This is a genomic window from Clostridium sp. LXY-7, assembly GCF_056172015.1.
The window spans coordinates 519,863-540,485 of sequence record NZ_JBLLJL010000004.1; the positions used below are offsets into that span (position 1 = coordinate 519,863).

General features: G+C 29.6%; 22 protein-coding genes and 1 other annotated feature. Of the genes, 19 read left to right on the forward strand and 3 right to left on the reverse strand.

From position 1 onward, the window contains the following. Positions 1-26: 26 nt before the first annotated feature. Complete coding sequence (locus ACI48Q_RS15715; protein ID WP_474920065.1) at positions 27-1,838, reverse strand: urease accessory protein UreH domain-containing protein; 1,812 nt, start codon at positions 1,836-1,838, stop codon at positions 27-29. 202 nt (positions 1,839-2,040) lie between these two features. Here ACI48Q_RS15715 and ACI48Q_RS15720 point away from each other — a divergent pair, with 202 nt between their 5' ends. Genes ACI48Q_RS15720 through ACI48Q_RS15735 form a run of 4 tightly spaced genes read left to right on the forward strand, consistent with a single transcriptional unit; the run spans position 2,041 to position 5,246 of the window. Then, positions 2,041-2,745 carry a response regulator gene (locus ACI48Q_RS15720; protein WP_474920066.1) on the forward strand — a complete coding sequence of 235 codons (705 nt, stop codon included), beginning with the start codon at positions 2,041-2,043 and terminating at the stop codon, positions 2,743-2,745. Then, a complete protein-coding gene (locus ACI48Q_RS15725) occupies positions 2,726-4,144 on the forward strand; it encodes a sensor histidine kinase (RefSeq protein WP_474920067.1) in 1,419 nt (472 codons plus the stop codon). Before ACI48Q_RS15720 ends, ACI48Q_RS15725 begins: the two co-directional genes overlap by 20 nt. Before the next feature lie 23 nt (positions 4,145-4,167). Beyond that, positions 4,168-4,416, forward strand: a complete 249-nt coding sequence (locus ACI48Q_RS15730) for a hypothetical protein (RefSeq protein WP_474920068.1) — start codon at positions 4,168-4,170, stop codon at positions 4,414-4,416. Continuing rightward, positions 4,413-5,246: a nitroreductase family protein gene (locus ACI48Q_RS15735; RefSeq protein WP_474920069.1), complete on the forward strand. Its 834-nt coding sequence runs from the start codon at positions 4,413-4,415 to the stop codon at positions 5,244-5,246. Before ACI48Q_RS15730 ends, ACI48Q_RS15735 begins: the two co-directional genes overlap by 4 nt. A 284-nt stretch (positions 5,247-5,530) precedes the next feature. Here the strand turns inward: ACI48Q_RS15735 and ACI48Q_RS15740 are convergent, their stop codons facing one another. Then, the gene (locus ACI48Q_RS15740) at positions 5,531-6,547 is read right to left on the reverse strand and encodes a YeiH family protein (RefSeq protein ID WP_474920071.1); all 1,017 of its coding nucleotides are present in this window, start codon (positions 6,545-6,547) and stop codon (positions 5,531-5,533) included. A 405-nt stretch (positions 6,548-6,952) separates the two neighbouring features. Between ACI48Q_RS15740 and ACI48Q_RS15745 the strand changes: the two genes are divergently transcribed. The 14 genes from ACI48Q_RS15745 to ACI48Q_RS15810 all read left to right on the forward strand — a co-directional run bounded on the left by ACI48Q_RS15745 (position 6,953) and on the right by ACI48Q_RS15810 (position 17,994). After that, complete coding sequence (locus ACI48Q_RS15745; RefSeq protein WP_474920072.1) at positions 6,953-7,855, forward strand: LysR substrate-binding domain-containing protein; 903 nt, start codon at positions 6,953-6,955, stop codon at positions 7,853-7,855. Between the two features lie 236 nt (positions 7,856-8,091). After that, positions 8,092-8,781: an HAD family hydrolase gene (locus tag ACI48Q_RS15750; RefSeq protein WP_474920074.1), complete on the forward strand. Its 690-nt coding sequence runs from the start codon at positions 8,092-8,094 to the stop codon at positions 8,779-8,781. Positions 8,782-8,793: 12 nt separating this feature from the next. Next, positions 8,794-9,600: a GNAT family N-acetyltransferase gene (locus ACI48Q_RS15755; protein WP_474920075.1), complete on the forward strand. Its 807-nt coding sequence runs from the start codon at positions 8,794-8,796 to the stop codon at positions 9,598-9,600. A 34-nt stretch (positions 9,601-9,634) separates the two neighbouring features. Continuing rightward, positions 9,635-9,823, forward strand: a complete 189-nt coding sequence (locus ACI48Q_RS15760; protein ID WP_474920076.1) for a hypothetical protein — start codon at positions 9,635-9,637, stop codon at positions 9,821-9,823. A gap of 9 nt (positions 9,824-9,832) precedes the next feature. Next, a complete protein-coding gene (yqeK, locus tag ACI48Q_RS15765; protein WP_474920189.1) occupies positions 9,833-10,453 on the forward strand; it encodes a bis(5'-nucleosyl)-tetraphosphatase (symmetrical) YqeK in 621 nt (206 codons plus the stop codon). A 67-nt stretch (positions 10,454-10,520) separates the two neighbouring features. After that, positions 10,521-11,276 carry a class I SAM-dependent methyltransferase gene (locus tag ACI48Q_RS15770; protein WP_474920077.1) on the forward strand — a complete coding sequence of 252 codons (756 nt, stop codon included), beginning with the start codon at positions 10,521-10,523 and terminating at the stop codon, positions 11,274-11,276. 47 nt (positions 11,277-11,323) lie between these two features. Beyond that, complete coding sequence (locus tag ACI48Q_RS15775; RefSeq protein ID WP_474920078.1) at positions 11,324-11,893, forward strand: AAA family ATPase; 570 nt, start codon at positions 11,324-11,326, stop codon at positions 11,891-11,893. 30 nt (positions 11,894-11,923) lie between these two features. Further along, the gene (locus ACI48Q_RS15780) at positions 11,924-12,454 is read left to right on the forward strand and encodes a GNAT family N-acetyltransferase (RefSeq protein ID WP_474920079.1); all 531 of its coding nucleotides are present in this window, start codon (positions 11,924-11,926) and stop codon (positions 12,452-12,454) included. A gap of 299 nt (positions 12,455-12,753) precedes the next feature. Further along, entirely contained in the window at positions 12,754-12,918 is a 165-nt protein-coding gene (locus ACI48Q_RS15785; protein ID WP_474920080.1) for a zinc-ribbon domain-containing protein, read from the forward strand. Positions 12,919-13,074: 156 nt separating this feature from the next. Continuing rightward, positions 13,075-13,288 (forward strand) — a binding site (T-box leader). Between the two features lie 346 nt (positions 13,289-13,634). Then, entirely contained in the window at positions 13,635-14,846 is a 1,212-nt protein-coding gene (locus ACI48Q_RS15790) for an argininosuccinate synthase (protein ID WP_474920081.1), read from the forward strand. Then, on the forward strand, positions 14,843-16,162 hold the full coding sequence (gene argH, locus ACI48Q_RS15795; protein ID WP_474920082.1) for an argininosuccinate lyase: 1,320 nt from the start codon (positions 14,843-14,845) through the stop codon (positions 16,160-16,162). The genes ACI48Q_RS15790 and argH overlap by 4 nt, the downstream gene beginning before the upstream one ends. A gap of 266 nt (positions 16,163-16,428) precedes the next feature. Then, a complete protein-coding gene (locus tag ACI48Q_RS15800; protein WP_474920083.1) occupies positions 16,429-16,962 on the forward strand; it encodes an RNA polymerase sigma factor in 534 nt (177 codons plus the stop codon). Further along, positions 16,946-17,281 (forward strand): hypothetical protein, encoded by a 336-nt coding sequence (locus tag ACI48Q_RS15805; RefSeq protein WP_474920084.1) that lies wholly within the window; start codon positions 16,946-16,948, stop codon positions 17,279-17,281. Before ACI48Q_RS15800 ends, ACI48Q_RS15805 begins: the two co-directional genes overlap by 17 nt. Further along, positions 17,278-17,994, forward strand: coding sequence for a hypothetical protein (locus ACI48Q_RS15810; RefSeq protein WP_474920085.1), 717 nt, complete (start codon positions 17,278-17,280; stop codon positions 17,992-17,994). The genes ACI48Q_RS15805 and ACI48Q_RS15810 overlap by 4 nt, the downstream gene beginning before the upstream one ends. 388 nt (positions 17,995-18,382) lie before the next feature. On the opposite strand, the gene ACI48Q_RS15815 is transcribed toward ACI48Q_RS15810, so the two are convergent. Further along, positions 18,383-18,697, reverse strand: coding sequence for a heavy metal-binding domain-containing protein (locus tag ACI48Q_RS15815; protein ID WP_474920086.1), 315 nt, complete (start codon positions 18,695-18,697; stop codon positions 18,383-18,385). 350 nt (positions 18,698-19,047) lie between these two features. On the opposite strand from ACI48Q_RS15815, the gene ACI48Q_RS15820 reads away from it, so the two are divergent. After that, on the forward strand, positions 19,048-20,616 hold the full coding sequence (locus tag ACI48Q_RS15820) for a tetratricopeptide repeat protein (RefSeq protein ID WP_474920087.1): 1,569 nt from the start codon (positions 19,048-19,050) through the stop codon (positions 20,614-20,616). The last annotated feature ends 7 nt before the right edge of the window (positions 20,617-20,623 follow it).

Consider the following 20,623-nt stretch of genomic DNA (forward strand, 5'->3'; position numbering starts at 1 on the left):
GTGGTTTAATCATATATTAAGTTGGATTAAAAATATTTACTTCTTAAAGCTTCTAAATCTACGTTTTCAGTTTCATCTACAATCTCAATGATAGCACATAATCTATCATCTTTTATTATTGTATATACACCCTTACTTAATGGAGGTAAATTAACTGCTCCTTTACCTTTAGAAATGTCAACAGTATCAACTGTAACATAATTTCCCTCATCATAAATTGTATATTCACCATCAGGATTTTGAATTTTTGAAAGATCGAAGTTCAAATTCATAGGCAAGTTTTCTTTACCTACAATAATTATTGGCTCAAAATCCTCCACAGATCCTGATATATTTAAACTTTGAGCATTATCATTTATAACGGTGGTTTTTATTAATCTATCTGTTGGAACTTGAGATAATGGAGTACCATAAAATTGTAAATCTTCTTGAGGATTAGGTACACTACAGCAGCTTCCACCAGATTCAGGAACTTGAGATAAATCATTTTCTATCTGTGAAGTATTTATTGAATTTAAATCATCTACTACTTTTATTTTTCCAGATATCATACCCATCCAACAACTATAATTTATGTCATTTCCATCAGGAGTAAACTCCACAGAAGTCTCACCAGAAGAAAGCTTAACTTTTTTATTTAATGAAGGTAATATTATCTCATTATTACATGAGGTAATTTGCTCACCACTAATAATTAACTCTGTAGGCACCCCTTTTTGTACATATACAACTCTAGGAGTATATCCTCTAGCATTAGCGGTGATTTTAACAGTTTGTTTTCCATCGGCTATGGTAGCTTTACTTTCTGCTGTTATTTCAGAAGAATCTACCTTAGTATTTAAAATATTACTTGGACTTAAGTTTATTCCAAGTACAGTTAACCCTCTGTTTGCCATGACTATTCCAAGTACAATTACTATAATACCACTTACTTTTATAAGTTTCTTAGAATTATTACCATTAAGAGAATTAGCCAACAATCCAAAAACTAACATAAGAGGTATTGTTCCAAGAGAAAAGAAGAACATTGAAAGAGCTCCAGTTAAGGCACTTCCAGAAGCTAATGCATAGAGTTGCATAGTTTGAAGTGGACCACAAGGCATAAATCCATTAAATAATCCTACAATGAAAGGACTATTATTTTTATTCTTAGATTTACATCCACTCCAAGGAAGCTTTATAGAAAACTTTCTAAGACTCTTAAATCCTGACATATTTATTCCCATTATAACCATGAATATTCCAGCAACAATTGAAATAAAAGCTTGAGTAGAAATAGAAATTGAGAAAACTTTTCCTAGGGCTCCAACTACACCACCAAGTATAGTATAGGATATCAATCGTCCTAGATTATAGAGTAATGAAGGTTTAACTCTACTAAATTTTGAACTATGAATAGTAGTTATACTTTGAGACATCATTATACCGCCGCACATTCCTACACAATGTAAGGAGGTAAATAGTCCAACTATAAAAAGAGTTATATAACTAACGCTACTACTAAGCTTTGAAGAGATATCAAAGGTTCCAGAATTTTGTCCAAGCTTTATTATAATAAAAGCAATAGCAATTATTAGCAATATAGAAATAAATTCTGATTTCTTTGAAGAAGTATTTTCTTTATTCTTCACTACAGTATAGCCAGCCTTTTCTATCATAGAGCATAGATTAGAATAATTACATTTTTCATCATCATATTTAATTTCAACGGAACTATTTTTAAAGTTTGCACTACATTCAATAACTCCATCAATTTTCCTAAGTGAAGTATTAATGCTATTTTCACAAGAAGTACATACCATGCCATCTACTTTTATGGTTATGGATTTAACTGACAAGTTCATCACCTCAATAATCATGATTTTATTTCTTTAACAAATAATCTATCTAATAAATATGTAGATTTTATGGAGATAGTCTACATATTTTCTTCACAAAGAGATAATATTATGATATTAGGTATATAACATAAAATAATGATTATTTATTTTATATGTTTTATAAAGAAATAAGGTTTGAAGTTTTATGGAGGGTAATTTTATGGTTAAGATACTAGTGGTAGATGATGAAATAAAAATTGTAGAGGTAGTAAAGGCTTATTTAGAAAAAGAAGGTTATGAGGTAGAAGTGGCCTATAGTGGAAAAGAAGCATTGAAAAGATATGAAGATAATAATTTTAATGTAATCATTTTAGATTTAATGTTACCTGATATATCTGGAGAAGATATATGTAAGAAAATAAGAGAAACTTCGGATGTACCAATCATTATGTTAACTGCTAAAGTAGAGGAAGAGGATATTTTAAATGGTTTTTCCCTAGGTAGTGATGATTATATTGTAAAACCTTTTAGTCCAAAACAGCTGGTAGCTAGAGTAAATGCAGTTATCAGAAGAACTGGTGCTATAAATCAAGAAAAAATATTATGCTTTGATGGTGGAGAGCTTAAAATAGATATTGAAAGCTATGAAGTAACTAAAAGAGGAGAGCAGATAATTTTAACTCCTTCTGAATATAAATTACTTTTGACTCTATCAGAAAGCCCTAAACAAGTATTTACAAGGAATCAATTACTAGACAAAATTTTAGGCGATGATGTAGAGGTATATGATAGAATAATTGATTCTCATATAAAAAATTTAAGAGCTAAACTTGAGGATGATACAAGAAATCCTAAGTATATTTTAACAGTACATGGAATAGGGTATAAATTTGGAGGAGAAAAATATGAAAAAATTAAAACATAAACTTACTATGTATTTCATATTATTATCTTTAGGCATTATATTTTTAATAGGTGTATTAGGGAATGTATTTATTAAACATAATTTCAATCAATATGTTAAGGATAGCTTAGATGGCAGAAAAAATAATGTAGTAAGAAGTATAAATAGTGTAGTTAGTCAAGGTAAGTGGGATCTAAGGGATATTGAAAACATTGGAATGAATGCATTAGAAAATGGTCTAATTATAAGAGTTACAGATAGCTTTGATAAAGTTGTGTGGGATGCAAGAAATCATAACAACGGTATGTGTGAAGCTATGTTGTCTGAAATGAGTAATAATATGCAGAATATATATCCAGGATTTAAAGGTGAGTATACTGAAGATACTCATATTTTACAGTATGATGGAGTTAGAAAGGGAACTTTGCATATAGGATACTATGGACCATATTATTATAGTAATTCTGATATGATATTCTTTAAAACTTTAAATTCTATTTTATCGGTGGTAGGAGCTATTGCATTAATATTTTCAATTTTTATAGGTGTTATTCTATCAAACTCCATAGGTAAACCTATTTTAAGAATTATAGATTCCACTAATTTAATAGCTAATGGAAGTTATAATGATAAAATTTCAGAAGAAAGTTCTATAATTGAGGTTCAAAAAATGACTGACTCAATAAATAAGCTAGCTACAGATTTGGAGAATCAAGATGAGATGAGAAAGAGGTTAACAAAAGATATTTCTCATGAACTAAGGACTCCACTAACTACAATACAAGGGCAAATTGAGGCAATAATAGATGGAATTTGGGAACCTACAGAAGAGAGATTAAGAAGTATTAATGAAGAAACGAAGAGGCTAAGTAGATTGGTCGGAGATTTAGAGAAGCTATCACGAGTTGAAGGTGAAAATCTAGAACTTAATATTACAACTTTTGATGTAGCACCACTACTGGCATCTATTATAGTAAATTTTGAAAAACAGCTTGTAGATAAAGAAATAACTTGTGAAACTAATTTGAGTAATTGTACAATAAGTGCAGATAGAGATAAGATAAGTCAAGCTATCATCAATATTATGTCTAACGCTATAAAATATACACCAAGAGGAAAAAAAATAAGAGTTTACTGCGATGAAACTCCTGAAAAAGCCATAATATCTATTAAAGATACGGGAATTGGAATAGCCGAACAGCATCTACCATATATTTTTGATAGATTTTATAGAGCCGATGAATCTAGAGCAAGAGTAAATGGGGGATCAGGCATTGGACTTACCATAGCAAAGACAATAGTAAAAAGACATGGTGGAGATATAAAGGTATTGAGTGTTTTAAATGAAGGAACTGAATTTGTTATAGAGTTAAGTGCAGCCTGCGGCTGCAGAGAAGTGTGCCAAGGCACAGAGAAGTAAGTGCAACCTGCGGTTGCGGAGAAGTGTGCCAGAGGCACAGAGAAGTAGCTTCGCTAGAGAAGGGCAACCTGCGGTTGCAGAGAAGTGGCTTTGTCAGATATATAGCTGCTTTTGCTTATGCAAAAGATTCTTTAACTAGCGAGCAAAGCGAGCACTTATCTGCAACTGTAGTTGCAATTCTCTACGCCTTTGGCGTACTTAACTGCGAACAAAGTGAGCACTTCTCTGTAACCATATGTTGCAATTATCTAAATAAAGGGAGGATATTATGATAAAAGATTTTTTTAATAAACCAATTACAGAAATTATTACAGTTAGAAATTCTGTTAGAACATATAAGGATGAAGAATTACCAGAAGAGATAATAAATAAACTTAATGACTTTATGAAAAATATAGAAAATCCTTTCAATAAAAAAATAAGATTCAAATTAATCAATATAAAAAACACAGATGATATTAAACTTGGAACCTATGGTGTAATTAAGGGCGCTAGATCATTTCTAGCAGTAGCGTGTGAAAAAGAGGAATTTAATCTAGAGGCTCTTGGATATGGTTTTGAATTATTAGTTCTTTATGCAACTTCATTAGGCTTAGGTACATGTTGGCTAGGAGGAACCTTTAATAAAGGAAACTTTGCAAAGGCCATGGGATTAAAAGATAATGAAATTTTACCTATAGTTTCCCCAGTGGGATATAAGAGTGATAATAAATCAATTATGGAATCATTTTTTAAATTTGCATCTAAATCTCATAGTAGAAAAGATTTTGAAGAGATTTTCTTTGAGAAAGACTTTAAAACAAGTTTAACTAAGGACAGCGTTGGAGTGTATTACATGCCTTTAGAAATGGTAAGAATTGCACCCTCAGCTGTAAATAAACAGCCTTGGAATGTAGTAAAAGATAATAATATATGGCACTTTTATAATACTGCAGCCGGTGATGAAATTCATAGAGTGGATTTAGGGATAGCACTTTGTCATTTTCATTTGACTGCTATGGAAATGGGATTACAGGGGGAGTTTAAAAAAATAGTTGCACCTATTAATTATGATAAAAAAATGGAGTATGTAATTTCTTGGATAGAAAAAAATTTTGGTTAGATAATTGCAACCTTCGGTTGCAGAGAAGTGTGCCAAGGCACAGAGAAAGTGGCTTCGCCAGATATACAGCTACTTTTGCTTATGCAAAAGCTTCTTTAACTAGCGAGCAAAGCAAGCACTTATCTGCAACTGTAGTTGCAATTCTCTACGCCTCTGGCGTACTTCTCTAGCGAACAAAGTGAGCGCTTCTCTGCAATCGAAGATTGCACTTCACTGCGAACAGAGTGAGCACTTCTCTGCAATCTCCGATTGCCCTTCACTAAATAAATTGGTTTGCAATTTATTTATATTTGTCCTAGGAATAATTGAACTATAAAAGACACTACTACCACTAATAATGAAATCAAAAATCCATGTAGCATAGGTGCAAATCCAGATTTTTTCATTTTCTTTATATCTGTCTTTAATCCAATAGCTGCAAGGGACATCACCATAAAGAATTTGCTTATAAATCCTAATCCAGTTCTAAGCGTTGGAGATATAAATCCTAAGCTATTAATAATACATGATACTAAGAATAGTAATATAAACCATGGGAAAATAGCTTTAAAGTCAATTTTTCTTAAAGTATCCTTGAAGGTTAACTTTTCCCCAGCAGAGGATTTTTTTATTTTTAAATATTGATTTATAAAGGAAAAGATAATTACCACAGGTATTATAGATATAGTTCTTGTAAGTTTTACTATAGTTGCATATTCACCAGCAGCTTGGCTAAAAGCATAACCAGCAGCAACTACAGAGGAAGTGTCATTTACGGCGGTACCAGTCCAAAGCCCATAGCCTAAATCAGACATACCAAAAATATTACCCATAATCGGAAAGGCAATTATCATAAACATATCAAATATAAAGGTTGCAGACATTGCATAAGCTACGTCAGTATCCTCTGCTTCAATAACTGGAGATAAGGATGCGATGGCAGATCCACCACAAATTCCTGTACCAGCAGATATCATACTACTAAGTTTCCAATCTAATTTTAAAGCTTTACCTAATAGGTATCCACCACCAAAGCAAGCTACAAGAGTAAAACTCATAACTATCAATGAATATTTTCCTACATTGACTACTTGACCAATACTAAGACCAGTACCTAATAGAATTATAGCAATTCTTAATATTTTTTTTGAAGCAAAGTTTATTCCAGAAGAATAATCTCCTTGAATTTTAAATTTCCAGCTTATAATAATCCCAATAAATAGTGCTAAAATTGGAGCACCTAAGATAGGAACATAGTTTCCAAGAAAAGAAGCTAATATAGCAATAATGGTACATAATACCAATCCTCTAAATTTATTCATAAAGTTCTCCTTTTTAATAAAATAAATTATTTACGTTCTGTTTTAATATCTTGTGATTTATCATCAACAAGTATCTAAAACTAAGATATTATTTAAATTAAAATCACCAGTGATATTACATCTATATAAATAATTTAACTCTAGTTATCTATAAAATCAAATTATAAATATTTATATATCTATAACATTTAGTTATAATAAAATATATAAATTACAGTTAAGTTTCTACATAATACAAATAAGCTTTTTGCTTGAATACAGCCTTAGTAAATCAAGCTTTCGAAACGGTTGAGCAGTAATAATATGAAGTTCTAACGACATTAATTTTATAAAAAGCTTATTTGTATTATTTAGTTTCACTATTGAAACTTATATATAGTATATTTAAGAAATGAGGCATTATTTATGATGGATTTAAGAATCGAAGCTTTTATAAATCTATGTGAAACTAGGAGCTATACAAAAACAGCTGAAGTATTAAATTTGACCCAACCAGCCATTACAAAGCAGATTCAGTACTTGGAGAGTTTTTATAATAAAAAATTTTTTTCTTATAGCAATAGAAAATTAATTCTTACAGAAGAAGGAGAAGTGTTTCTAGAATATGCTAAGAAAATAGCTGCCCTTGAAAAACAAATGGTTCAGAGTCTTGAGGAGGTTAAGAAGAAAGAAGTATATCTAAAGTTTGGTGCCACACTAACTATTGGAGAATTTATACTAGGAGATATTGTTACGCAATATATTAAAGAGAAACCTGATCATAAAATATCTCTTATGGTGGATAATACAGAGGCTATACTCTCTATGATAGGAAAAGGAATACTTGACTTTGGTTTCGTTGAGGGACTATTTAATAAAGAAGATTTTAATTCATCAATATTGTTAAATGAGCCTTTTATAGCTGTAATGTCACCTTTAAATAAATTAAGTAAAGAAAAAAATGTTGGAATAGCTGATTTAAAGACATGTTCATTGATTCTAAGAGAAGAGGGATCAGGTACAAGAAGAGTTTTAGAAAGAGCACTAGAAGAAAAAAATCTATCTATTAGAAGTTTCAATAAAATTTATGAAGTAGCTAACATGAATGTTATTAAGCAAATGGTAAAAGAAAATATAGGTATAACATTTTTATATAAAGCTTGTGCATTAAAAGAATTGCAGGAAGGATTACTTATAGAAGTACCTATTAAAGATTTTAGCTTAACTAGAGAATTTAATTTTATTACGAATAAAGATACACTGCACTATTCTAAGGCTATGGAGTTTTATAATTTTGCTAAAAGTAAGCTCTATGACAATGGAAATTAATTTCTGTTGTCATAGAGCTATTTTAAAATATAGCTAAGTAAATCTAATCTTTCTGCAAATGATTTGTTTCGCAATAATATGTAGTTCTAAAATCAATGACCATCTAAAACAAATCCAAAAATAAAAATTTTTGCTACCATCAATGATAATTAGGCAATGTAATATTTTGCAATAAAATGATATAATATACTAAATATTATTGATGGAAAGAATATCTTAAGGAGATATAAATGTATATGAATAAGGTATTATTTTGGGATTTTCAAGGTACATTAGCTTATAATGATTGGATGATCAGCAAGGCTCTATACAAAGTATTAGTTGAGTATGAATCTAATACTAGCATTAAAATAAAGGATTTTAAAAATAAATCATTACTTGGATTTCCTTGGCAAGAACCAGAAAAAGATTATAAACATTTAATTGGTGAAGATAATTGGTGGAAAAATGCAGAAGCCATATTCAAAGAAGCATATGAATCTCTTAATATAAGTGAAAAAGATTCATTATATCTTAGTAAGAAAGTTAAGAAAGAGCTTATAAATCCTAACAACTTTACTTTATATGAAGATACCATAGAGATGCTTTCACATTTTAAGAATATTGGCTTTACTAATATTATATTATCAAATCATATTCCAGAACTTATAGACATAGTTAAGGGATTAGGGTTATCAGAGTATATAGATTTTTGTATATCCTCTGGAAATGTGGGTTATGAAAAACCTAATCCTAAAATATATGAATATGCTTTGAAAAATGCACAGTATCCTGAAAATGTATGGATGATAGGGGATAACCTTGAGGCTGATGTAAGAGGAGCTGAAAGTATGGGAATAAAGGGTATACTTGTAAGAAGTGATAAAGACAGTACAGCAAAATATTATTCAAAAGATTTAAGAGGATTAAAAGACATTATCAATTAGGGGGAAACTTTGATGAAGAGAATTATTGAGAGTGCAAAAAAGTATAAATACACTTCATTAGCATATGTGGACGAAGAGGATATAATAAATGGAAGTTTGTGCATAGAAAATGGAGAAGCTATATTTCTCTATGTTATTTTAGAAGATAAAGTAAGGATATATTGGGCGTGTAATACCCTAGAAGGTTATTTAGAAGGAATAAAAGAAACTGTTGAACATATCAAAGATAACAATATTAAAGGAAAAAATATAAATATAGGATTTGTACCGTATGATTTTGTACAAGCTGTAGAAAAACTAGGTTTTAAAGTAATATGTGAATATATAGATTTTTGGAATAACGATTTAACTATAGTAAAAATAGAGGATAGGTGTAATTTTACAATTAGAGAAATAAAAAATAGTGAATATGAGAAAGCATCAACTATAACAAAATCTTGCGCTGGATATTCTAGAGGTTTTAAAGGAGAATCAGTGGATTTTGTTAAAGAGTGGAACGAAAGAGAAAATTCTAAGATTTTTGTTGCCCTAGTTAATGAGGAGATAATAGGAGTTGCATTTATTGATTTTTATGGTTTTGAGAGTGAGAGAGGAACAGTCTTATGGCTTAGAGAATTGGCTGTAAATCCAAATTATCATTCACAAGGAATAGGTAGAGCATTAATAAATAAAGTTATGTGCTGCGGAAAAGGAAAAGGAGCTAAGAGAGGCTTTCTAGCTACAGATAAGGAAAACTATAATGCAATAGGATTATATGAAAAGTTCGGATATAAATCAAAGGATGCTCATGGAGAAATTGATATGGAAATGGCTATTTGAAGTAATTATAACTTAGATTTAAGGAGATATAATAATGGGATATATTGAAGAGTTAAGAATTTTTATAGATAATAGAGCTGTAAATCTTGTAGCATCTACAGTAGTAGTAGCTAATGATAAAGGAGAAATATTATTACAAAGGCGTAGTGAGCCCTATGAAGCATGGGGGCTACCTGGTGGATTAGATGACGTGACTATGGATTTTAAAGAAGGGATTAATTAAGTGAAAGATATGAATAGTATTTTTAAAGAAAGTCTTAAAGGCTTTAATTTTTCAAATGATTTATGTGAGGATAGTTATAATTTACTGATGTCATATAACTGCAAAGTTGTAGCTGAGCACTCAAAACGAGTAGCAGAGGAGTGTAAAAAGTTAGCTAAAAGATTTAAATATGATGAAATAATTGCGGAAATAGCTGGATTGCTACATGATATAAGTGCTATATATCCAAATAGTAAGAAAGTAGATCTTTCAAAGGCTTTAGGAATAGAAATTTTAGAGGAAGAGGAAAAATTTCCTTTAATATTACACCAAAAAGTTTCCAAGGTTATGGCTAATGAAATATTTAAGGTAGAGGACGAAAAAATATTAAGTGCAATTGAATGTCATACTACTTTAAAGAAAAATCCCTCAAAGTTAGATTTAATATTATTTGTTGCAGATAAAATTCAATGGGATCAAAAAGATATCCCTCCATATATAGAAGAGCTACAGAAGGGTCTTAATACTTCCTTAGAGCATGGAGCCTATGCATATATAAGGCAGCTTATTAATGATAAAGAAAATTTAAAGGTGATTCATCCGTGGTTACAAGAGGCTTATGATGCGCTTAAGTTACGGCTTGATGCTTGATGAAATGATAGTGAAATAAATACCTGAATTCTATGAAAATACAAAAACAATAAGGATGGGTAAACTTATGAATAAAAATATATTAGATTTAAATAAAAAAAGTTGGGATAAGATTGCAGATAATTATTTTGGAAAAACTGCACTACCTGAGTATGGACCCTTAATAGCTAATGAAGATGAGCTTAAATTATTTGATGATATTAAGGAGAAAAAAGTTTTAGATATTGGATGTGGAAGTGGACATTCTTTAAGATATATGGCAAATAAAGGTGCAGAAGAGCTATGGGGTGTAGATTTATCCTCAACTCAAATTGAAGCAGCCACAGAGTATCTTAAGAAAGAGAATATAAATGCTAAATTTTTATGTGCCCCTATGGAAGAGGATATTGAATTACCTAAGAATTACTTTGATATAGTATATTCAATTTATGCCATTGGGTGGACAACAAATCTGAAGAGAACTTTAGAACTTATATATTCTTATTTGAAGGAGGATGGAATATTTATTTTTAGTTGGGATCATCCTATGTACACTTGTTTAGGAGAAGATAAAAAATCACTTACAATTGAGAAATCATATTTTAATGAGGGCTCAGAATATATAGAGTCTCTTAGAGGAGAGCCAGTTTATAGGAATAGGATAAGGATGAGTACCTTAATAAATGAATTAATTAAGATAGGATTTAGTCTTGAAAGACTAGTTGAAGGAGATTTGTCAGAAAAATTTGCTAGTGGAAAAGAAATCTATGAAGGAAGGTATTATAACTCATACAAAGCTTCCATGGTGCCATCTTCTTTTGTCATTAAAGCTAGAAAAGTTTAATACACTTCCAAGAATAATATTAAAAACCATAGAAAGGGTTGATTAGGATGGATAAAAATACAATGGTTATTATAACAGGTTCTTCAGGAGTTGGTAAAACAGTCTTATGTGATAGAATAAAAAATAAACTTAATATAACCTGTGTTGAGAGAGATAGTATTAAAGAAATATTATTTGATGTGTTAGGCTACAGTGATAGAGAATGGTCAATGAAACTTGGTCAAGCTACCTATGAAATATTATTTTCTTTAGTTGAAAGACTACTTCAAGGTAATAACACCTTTGTTATAGAAAGTAATTTTAATCCTAAATCACTATCAAATTTTATAGCTAAGCTTAGAGAAAAGTACCAGTTTAAAGTTTATATAATAAATTGTATTGCTGAGGAAAGAATTTTATTTGAAAGATATAAAAAACGAATTGAAACAGGAGAAAGACATCCTGGTCATGGCGGAGAGAATGTAAGTTTTGAAGAATATAGAAAATTTATAGTCAATGGAGATATAGAAGGACTTTTACCAGAAGATATAGAAATAAAATTAGATATGACTGAATTTTCAAACATAAATTATACTAAGATTATTGAAAATATAAAAATATATTTATCAGAAAGTTAGAAAGATGATAAGTAATAAGGGGGAAGAGGAATGTATATAGGAAGTAAAGTAAAACTGTGTGAATATAAAAAGGAATATGTGCCAATGGCGCAGGAATATGTAAATGATCCAGAGGTAAAGAGATTATTACATCCTGGAATTCCATATCTATACACGCTAGAGGATGAACAAAAATGGTTTGAAGGATTATCAGCAACAAAGGATGAATACAGCTTTGCGATAACAACTTTAGAGGATGGAAAATATATTGGAGGATGTGGAATAAACAATATTGACTGGAAAAATAGTGTTGCAGTAGTAGGCATATTTATAGGAGATAAAGATTATTGGGGTAAGGGCTATGGAACTGATGCTATGAATGTTCTTATGAAGTTTATATTTGAACAAATGAATATTCATAAAATTAAATTACAAACTTTTTCCTTTAACAAACGTGCCATTAAAAGCTATGAAAAATGTGGATTTAAACTAGAAGGAATATTAAGAGAAGAAATATTTAGAGATGGTGAATACCACGACGAGATTGTTATGGGTATTCTAAGAGATGAATATTTTAGCTAATATGTATTATGCTCTTTCTTATCTTTGAAATAGGAGCTTAATACAATATGGATTTAGATTTACAGTGGGTACATGGAAGAAAAAGAACAAAAGTATTTAAAGAGAAAGAAGTAAATTTATAAAGTTTGTAAAAAACTTTAATAAAATGAAAAATAGTTCTTGCTATGTAATTTATAATATGTTATTATAAACGAGTAGCAATGCTACAAAATAAATTGAATTAAAGATAAATTAGATTATAAATTTCTCCATTGAGAACTTATTAATTGAAATGAAATCTTTAAAATGGAGGAATAAAAATGGATAAGAATTTAACATGTAAAGACTGCGGAAATGAATTTGTTTTCACTGAAGGAGAGCAAGCTTTCTACAAAGAAAAAGGATTCGAAAATGAGCCAACTAGATGTGCTGATTGCAGAAGAGCTAGAAAACAACAAAACAACAACAGAAGATACGATAGATAGTATTTTATGGACCATAAGAGTTTTTTCTTATGGTCCTTTGTTATTTTTATGATATTTAATGTATATAATTATATAGAAATAAGTATAAAATTAATAGGTTGACAAATAATAATATTTAAACTAATATATTATCTAATAGCAATTTATTTAAATAACGGAAATTCAATGATGAAGAGAGTAACTTAGATGAATTTTAAAGAGAGCTGGGGATGGTGGAATCCTAGTAATGAAATTTAATGTGAAGAGAGCTTCTGAGAAGATTATCTGAAGTAGTAGTATGATAATAGGTAAATCTTGCCTTAAAAGATTCGAGTGGATAAGTTTATCTTATCAATGAGAGTGGTAACGCGGAAATTTATTCGTCTCTTGGTTTTTTATAACCAAGGGACTTTTTATTTTGCACAAAGCTGAAGAAGCTAGCTATTTCATTGAGATACTTATCAATAAGGGTGGTACCACGGAATTATTTCGTCTCTTAGTATGTAAAAATACTAGGAGATTTTTTTATTTCAGAAAAGAGGTGATTGTTATGGTGTGAAAAAGTGTAAAAAAAGAGCTAATAAAGCTGCAACTTTAAATAGCTCAAAAGTAAAATAAAATCATTAAAAAATAATTCATGTTATATTATAACACAAAATAGGAAATAGTATTATCTTTTCATTATCAAATGATAGTCAATAGATAATGAAAGGTAAGTTTTATAGGAGGAATTAAAGATGAAAGATAAAGTTATATTAGCCTATTCAGGCGGTTTAGATACATCTATAATAATAAATTGGTTAAAAGAAAATTATGATATTGAAGTGGTTGCGGTATGTGCAAATGTAGGTCAGGAAGAAGATATGAACAGTATAGAGGAAAAAGCATATATAAGTGGAGCTAACAAGGTTTACGTAGAGGACTTAACAGAAGAATTTGTAACAGAGGTAATATATAAGTCTATAAAGGCAGAGGCAAAGTATGAAGGTAAATATCTTTTAGGAACAGCTTTAGCAAGACCGATCATAGCTAAGAAATTAGTAGAAATAGCTCATAAAGAAGGTGCTAAATATATATGTCATGGATGTACAGGTAAGGGAAATGACCAAGTTAGATTCGAAGCATCTATAGCTGCATTAGATCCTAATTTAAAAATAATAGCGCCATGGAGAATTTGGGATATAAAATCAAGAGAAGATGCTATTGAGTATGCAGAAAAGAAAAATATAGAAATATCCGTTACTAAGGAGAAAATATATTCTGTGGATGCAAATCTATGGCATATATCTACTGAAGGTGGACATATAGAAGACTTAAAGAATGAGCATAAAGAAAATATTTATAAAAAGTGTATTTGTGCAGAAGAGGCATCAAGGGTGCCTGAGTATATTGAAATATATTTTGAAAAAGGTGTACCTAAAAAAATAAATGACCTAGAGCTTAAGCCGGCAGAACTCATAAAATATTTGAATAATATAGGAGCTAAGCATGGTATTGGAATCATTGATATTATAGAAAATAGGCTCGTAGGAATGAAATCCAGAGGGATATATGAAACTCCAGGAGGAACTATATTATATGAGACTCATAATATTCTAGAAAGTGCTACTCTAGAAAAGGATACCTTACATTATAAACAAGTTGTAGCTATAAAGTATGGGGAACTTATATATAATGGCTTATGGTTTAGTAAGCTAAGAGAATCTATTGATGAATTCATGGAAAAAACTCAAGAGAATGTAACTGGTGTGGTGAGGATTAAGTTGTATAAGGGTTGTATAAAGCCAGCTGGAATATTTACAGAGAATGCTCTATATAATCATGGAATATCTTCCTTTGGAGAAAGTGATTTATATAATCATAAGGATGCAGAAGGCTTTATTAATTTATATACATTACCACTAAAGATAAAAGCTATGAAATCTGCGGTTAAGCAGGTGCAAATATGAAGCTATGGGGTGGAAGATTCAAAGAGTCAGAAAGCAAACTTATGGAGGATTTTAACTCTTCTCTTAGTTTTGATATGAGATTGTACAAAGAAGATATTCTAGGGAGTATAGCCCATGTAACTATGCTTTGTAGTTGTAACATACTAAGTGAAGAGGAAGGAAGTAAAATAAAAACTGAGCTTGAAAATATCTTAAAGGAGATAGAAAGTGGAAAACTTGTCATAGAGGGAGAATATGAAGATATTCATTCCTTTGTAGAATATGAACTCATAAAGAGGATAGGAGAATTAGGGAAAAAGCTTCATACGGCTAGAAGTAGAAATGATCAGGTGGCTGTGGATATGAAGATGTATACTATTAAAAATGTAGACCTAGTCATAGAGAAGATAGATATGCTCCTTGAAAATATAAAAAAAATAGGAGAGGAAAACCCATATATAATGCCAGGGTATACTCACTTACAAAGAGCTCAGATAATAACTTTTAAGTATTATATAATGGCTTATTATGAAATGTTTAGTAGAGATAAAAAAAGAATATTGAATACTATAGATTTAGCTATGGAAAATCCTCTAGGTTCTGGTGCATTAGCAGGGAGCACTTATAATATAGATAGGAATATAACTACTCTTATATTAGGCTTTAATAAGCCAGTGGAGAATTTTTTAGATGGAGTCTCAGATAGGGATTATTTAATAGAGATTATAAGTGATTTTTCTATAATAATGATGCATTTATCAAGGTTAAGTGAAGAACTTATTAATTTTAGCTCCAAGGAGTTTGGATTTGTAACTGTCAGTGATGAATTCTCAACGGGATCTTCTATAATGCCACAAAAGAAAAATCCTGATGCTTGTGAATTAATAAGAGGAAAATGTGGAAGAGTTTATGGAGACTTAATTTCTTTATTAACCACTATGAAAGGGTTACCACTTGCTTATAACAAAGATATGCAGGAGGATAAGGAAAACTTCTTTGATGCTCTGGATACTACCGTAGCATGTTTATCTGTAATGAATGGAGTTTTATCTACACTTACAGTAAATAAAGATAAAATGCTAGATGCAGTAAAAAGTGGATTTTTAAATGCTACTGAAGTTGCCGATTATTTAGTGAAAAATGGACTAGAATTTAGGAATGCACATAAAGTAGTTGGAAATATAGTTCTATATTGTGAGGATAAAAATAAAAATATAGAAGATATGACATTAGAAGAATTTTTAATCTTTAGTAATTTATTTAAAGAAGATATTTATGAATACATTGATTACTATAATATACTTAACCAAGGTATAAAGAAGGAAATACAAAGATAATTGAGTTTCTGATGACATGTTACAAATCTTATAATTCAAAAGCTTCCTTTAGATTATAATTTAATCTAAAGGAAGCTTTTTTTAGGTTAAATAGAGTTTCGGCATTTACTCTGAAATGTGAGAGTAGTAATAATATTAGCATTTAGATAAAAAAATATTCAAAAAGTTTTTATTCATAATCAACATTATATTAAAATGGAATCTTTATTTAAAATGAACCTTTCATAAAGTTATAACGATAATAGAGTGAAGGGGGGATGATACTGTTGGAGTTGGAGGATATAGAAAAGCTAATACATGAGCAAGGAGATGCTATTTATGGATTTTGTAGAAAACTTACTATGAATAAAGAGGATGCAGATGATTTATATCAACAGACATTTCTAAAAGCAGTAGAGATTAGAGAGAAGATAAGAAATAATCATAATCCAAAGAGTTTTCTCATAGCTATTGCAATAAGTATATGGAAGAACTCTATTAGAAAGCAAGCAAGGCACAATAGGATTGCCCCAACAATAAATATAGAAGACAATAGTTCCTTAGGGATTTTGGATAATGGCGTTGATATAGAAAAGCAGGTTATAAATAATGAGTTACAACATCAAGTTAATATCATAGTTTCAAATCTAAAGGATAGATTTAGAATACCTGTTATCATGCATTATAATGCAGAGCTATCCATTGAGGATATTGCAATTTCATTAAAAATACCAAAGGGTACTGTTAAAAGTAGATTGCATAAAGCTAGATTAATAATAAAAGATGAATTGGAGGTTATGGGATATGAAGGATGGAAATAAAGGCAATATAGAAGAATTATTAAAAAAATCTCTTATATCACAGGAAAAACCTAGTGAAATTCTTAATGAACAATTAAAGGTAGAAATAAGAAGAAAAGTATCAAAGAAGAAGGATATATCTATATGGTGGGTACCCATGTCCATATCCATTCTTACATCTATTATTTTATCTTCAATGACATATCTTTTCATACCTAATCTTTTCATAAAAATTTCAGTTATAGGAGTTACTTTATTGGTGTTAATTTTTAATATATCATTGACAACCATAGGATTTAAACATTTTGAATTGAAGAAAGGAGCGATTATTAATATATGAATATTTTTATATTATTGGGATTATTTTCAATATGCATGATTTTAACATTATTTTTTTTAGGGGCATGGGTTTATAGAGATGCAAAGAATAGGGGATTGAATGCAGCCATGTGGACTGCCATTGTAATACTTGTACCTAATCTTATAGGGCTTATTATTTATTTTCTAGTTGGACGTAAACAGGTAATTGTTAAATGTGATAAATGTAATTCAGATATACCTCAAGGTTCTAAATATTGTTCTTGTTGTGGTAATGAGTTAATACCTGTAGAGAATATAAATAAAAAATCTACTAAGGGACTTATGATTGCATTTATAACTTGTTTTGTAGCGATGTTTATAATATTTATAGGCTTTAGTATATCAATTTTTATGAATGAGGAGTTTGATACAAGTAATGGAGTTTCTATAGGACTTATAGAAAGTAATGTAGGTGATAAATGGAAAGTATCATATATTAAATCAACAGAAGAGTTTAATAAAAATATAAAAATTAAAGATAATAGTCCTAAAACTCTGTACGTAGAATCCCAGTGTGGAGAAGGAAAAGTTTATTTAACTATAAAGCAGGATTCAGTAGAAGAAATCATTGATATAACAGAAGTTCTAGAAACTAAGGAGATAGATTTATCTTCTTTTAAGGATGGCGTTGTGAAATTACATTTAGCTGGAGAAGGGGCTAAAAATGTAAAATTCAAAGCTTACTGGAAATAGTATAAATAAAGTGAGCTCTTATCTATGCTTCTGGCATACTTAACTGCAACTGTAATTTGCAATTATATAAAAATGGACTTCAATATCATTATAGCCAATACCATTTTGAGAAAGGTAGAGAATAATAATTTGAAGTCCATTTTCAATACTATTTATATTTGGCCTTGTTTTAAATCACTGTTGATTTTAGAACTACATATTATTTTCAACACTATATTAAAACAAAGCCTTATATTTTAATAATTCTTATAGTTCTTATGTTTAATTTCTTCGTCTTTCTTTTCTTTGATTCTATTAGCAATAGTCCAAATTAATAGGGTTATAGAACCTAATATAATTATTCCATAAACTAACAAAACCAAAATAGCCAGCCACATTAGATTTATACCTATTCAATAACTACAGCAGTACCATAGGCAACCATTTCAGCAGCTCCAGCAACTATAGCAGAAGACATTAATCTCATTCCAATAATAGCATTTGCTCCCATAGCAGTTGCTTCATCGGCCATTCTACCTATAGCAATTTGTCTTGCTTCAACTAGCATTTCATTATAGCCTTTCATTTCTCCACCTACAAGGTTTTTGAAACTAGAACCTATATCTTTACCTATATGTTTACATCTCACTGTACTTCCTTTTACAAGACCTTTAATTTCCTTAATTTCTTTACCAGGAACATTTTCTACTGTCAAAATTAACATAGTAAGACCCCCTTAAATATCCTATAAAATCATATTAGCATGAGTTATTTTCTATGTCAATAAGTGGTATATTAAAACTTTTTACATCTGAAATTTTATTGTATCTATGAACTTTAGAGTATTTTATAATGCGTTTCATAGAAGTAGATATATAGCAAAACTTGTTTATGTAAAATAGAAGATTTATACTTATATGTAAGATGAATTTTAAAGACTTAGTGGAAGGGGGGATATATTAACTTAATTTAATTTATATTAAAGTTTTTGATAAAATACTAATATTTTATTAGTTATTTAAGGGAAAGAAAAATTTTAAATAAATTTGTATAAAAGTTAATATGTAAAAAATAATGGATAATAAAGAAGTACAACTAGCAAATAAGGAAGTAGAAGATGAATTTTTAGAATTATATGAAAAAGCTTATAGTGCAAGACAAGATAAGGATTTATATGCAGCCCTAAAATTTATAGATGAGGCAAAGCGCATAGTTGATAATTACCCAGATTTAATGCTTTTAGAAGCAAAATGTTTAGCGGATAGATATAATTTAGATAAAGCTATAGAGATTGTATCAGAGATTATAAATAACCATAAAGATTACGAAAAAGCATATCAGACTAGAGCAAGATTTTATATGAGTATTGGAAGCTTAGATAAAGCATACGCTGATTTAAAACAAGCCTTAAATCTAGATAAAAATAATATAGAAGCCAAGTATGAATTAGCTAAAGATTGTTTAAATCTTGGGAGGTATGAGGAATCTAGAGAGCTTTTCAGAAAATTAATTCATAAATATAGAAATGAGCAAGTGATGGAATGCTTTGAAAGTGTAAATTATTTTATAATAGATGATTTAGAAGAGAAGTTTCATCAATGTGATAAAGCTAAAAAAATAAGTTTAGCAAAGAGTTATTTCTTTATAGGAGAGGTAGAAAGGGCCTATAGCATAATAAAGGATGTTGAAGAATTAAAGGAGTCAAGTGATAGTTGTTTGATTATGGGTAATATATTAAGTGCTTTAGGTGAAAGTTCTGAGTCAATATATTATGTTGATAGAGCATTAGAATTAGAATCTAATAAGCCTAGACCATATTTTTACAAAGGTCATATATTAGAAAAATTAGCTATGTATGAAGAGGCACTACAATGCTATAGAACCGTAATTGAACTTGATAAAGAATATGAACCTGTATATAACAATATGATAAGTACACTTACAGCCTTAGAAAAATATGAAGAGGCATTGAAACTATCTGATAGGGCATTACAACTTAATTATGATATAGAGATTACATACAATAATAAGGGAATTATTCTTTATAAGTTGGGAAGATCAAAGGAAGCCATAGAATGTTATGATCTAGCATTAGAAATTAGGGGAAACTACTTAGAAGTCTATCTTAATAAAAGTAGAGTACTAAGAGGGTTAAAAAATTATAGAGATGCTATGGATGTTTGCAATAAGGCTGTAGAGCTCAGATTCCAAGATGAAAGGATATGTATAGAAAAGGCATTAATACTTAAAAGTGTGGAAGAGTATGAAAATGCTATAGAATGGATTGATTGGGCTATAGATATTAATGAGAAGGCTTCAATGGCTTATTTTGTTAAAGGGATTTGTCTATGCCAATTACAGGATTTTAGCAGTGCACTAGAATATATGAATAAAGTAATTCATATGACCAATGGGGATTTAGTAGCTTATAGTGGTAAGATATTTATACATTATTATATGAAAGAATATGAAGAATGCATAAAGACATGCTTAGAGTCTATTAATGACAAAGAAATAAAGGTAGATGAGGTTAATCTCATTATTAAAATATATAAGGAAAAATTAGAAGGGTGCAAATCCATATTAAAGATAGATGACACATGGAATGAGGTAGTTTTGCTATTAGAAAACTTAAAAATTTAGTTATAAA

Coding starts and splice junctions, on each gene's coding strand:
- ACI48Q_RS15790 (WP_474920081.1), top strand. CDS start 13,635: ATGAAAGATAAAGTTATATTAGCCTATTCAGGCGGTTTAGATACATCT.
- ACI48Q_RS15720 (WP_474920066.1), top strand. CDS start 2,041: ATGGTTAAGATACTAGTGGTAGATGATGAAATAAAAATTGTAGAGGTA.
- ACI48Q_RS15725 (WP_474920067.1), top strand. CDS start 2,726: ATGAAAAAATTAAAACATAAACTTACTATGTATTTCATATTATTATCT.
- ACI48Q_RS15755 (WP_474920075.1), top strand. CDS start 8,794: ATGAAGAGAATTATTGAGAGTGCAAAAAAGTATAAATACACTTCATTA.
- ACI48Q_RS15740 (WP_474920071.1), bottom strand. CDS start 6,547: ATGAATAAATTTAGAGGATTGGTATTATGTACCATTATTGCTATATTA.
- ACI48Q_RS15805 (WP_474920084.1), top strand. CDS start 16,946: ATGAAGGATGGAAATAAAGGCAATATAGAAGAATTATTAAAAAAATCT.
- ACI48Q_RS15745 (WP_474920072.1), top strand. CDS start 6,953: ATGATGGATTTAAGAATCGAAGCTTTTATAAATCTATGTGAAACTAGG.
- ACI48Q_RS15785 (WP_474920080.1), top strand. CDS start 12,754: ATGGATAAGAATTTAACATGTAAAGACTGCGGAAATGAATTTGTTTTC.
- ACI48Q_RS15815 (WP_474920086.1), bottom strand. CDS start 18,697: ATGTTAATTTTGACAGTAGAAAATGTTCCTGGTAAAGAAATTAAGGAA.
- argH (WP_474920082.1), top strand. CDS start 14,843: ATGAAGCTATGGGGTGGAAGATTCAAAGAGTCAGAAAGCAAACTTATG.
- yqeK (WP_474920189.1), top strand. CDS start 9,833: ATGAATAGTATTTTTAAAGAAAGTCTTAAAGGCTTTAATTTTTCAAAT.
- ACI48Q_RS15770 (WP_474920077.1), top strand. CDS start 10,521: ATGAATAAAAATATATTAGATTTAAATAAAAAAAGTTGGGATAAGATT.
- ACI48Q_RS15780 (WP_474920079.1), top strand. CDS start 11,924: ATGTATATAGGAAGTAAAGTAAAACTGTGTGAATATAAAAAGGAATAT.
- ACI48Q_RS15750 (WP_474920074.1), top strand. CDS start 8,092: ATGAATAAGGTATTATTTTGGGATTTTCAAGGTACATTAGCTTATAAT.
- ACI48Q_RS15760 (WP_474920076.1), top strand. CDS start 9,635: ATGGGATATATTGAAGAGTTAAGAATTTTTATAGATAATAGAGCTGTA.
- ACI48Q_RS15775 (WP_474920078.1), top strand. CDS start 11,324: ATGGATAAAAATACAATGGTTATTATAACAGGTTCTTCAGGAGTTGGT.
- ACI48Q_RS15820 (WP_474920087.1), top strand. CDS start 19,048: ATGGATAATAAAGAAGTACAACTAGCAAATAAGGAAGTAGAAGATGAA.
- ACI48Q_RS15735 (WP_474920069.1), top strand. CDS start 4,413: ATGATAAAAGATTTTTTTAATAAACCAATTACAGAAATTATTACAGTT.
- ACI48Q_RS15810 (WP_474920085.1), top strand. CDS start 17,278: ATGAATATTTTTATATTATTGGGATTATTTTCAATATGCATGATTTTA.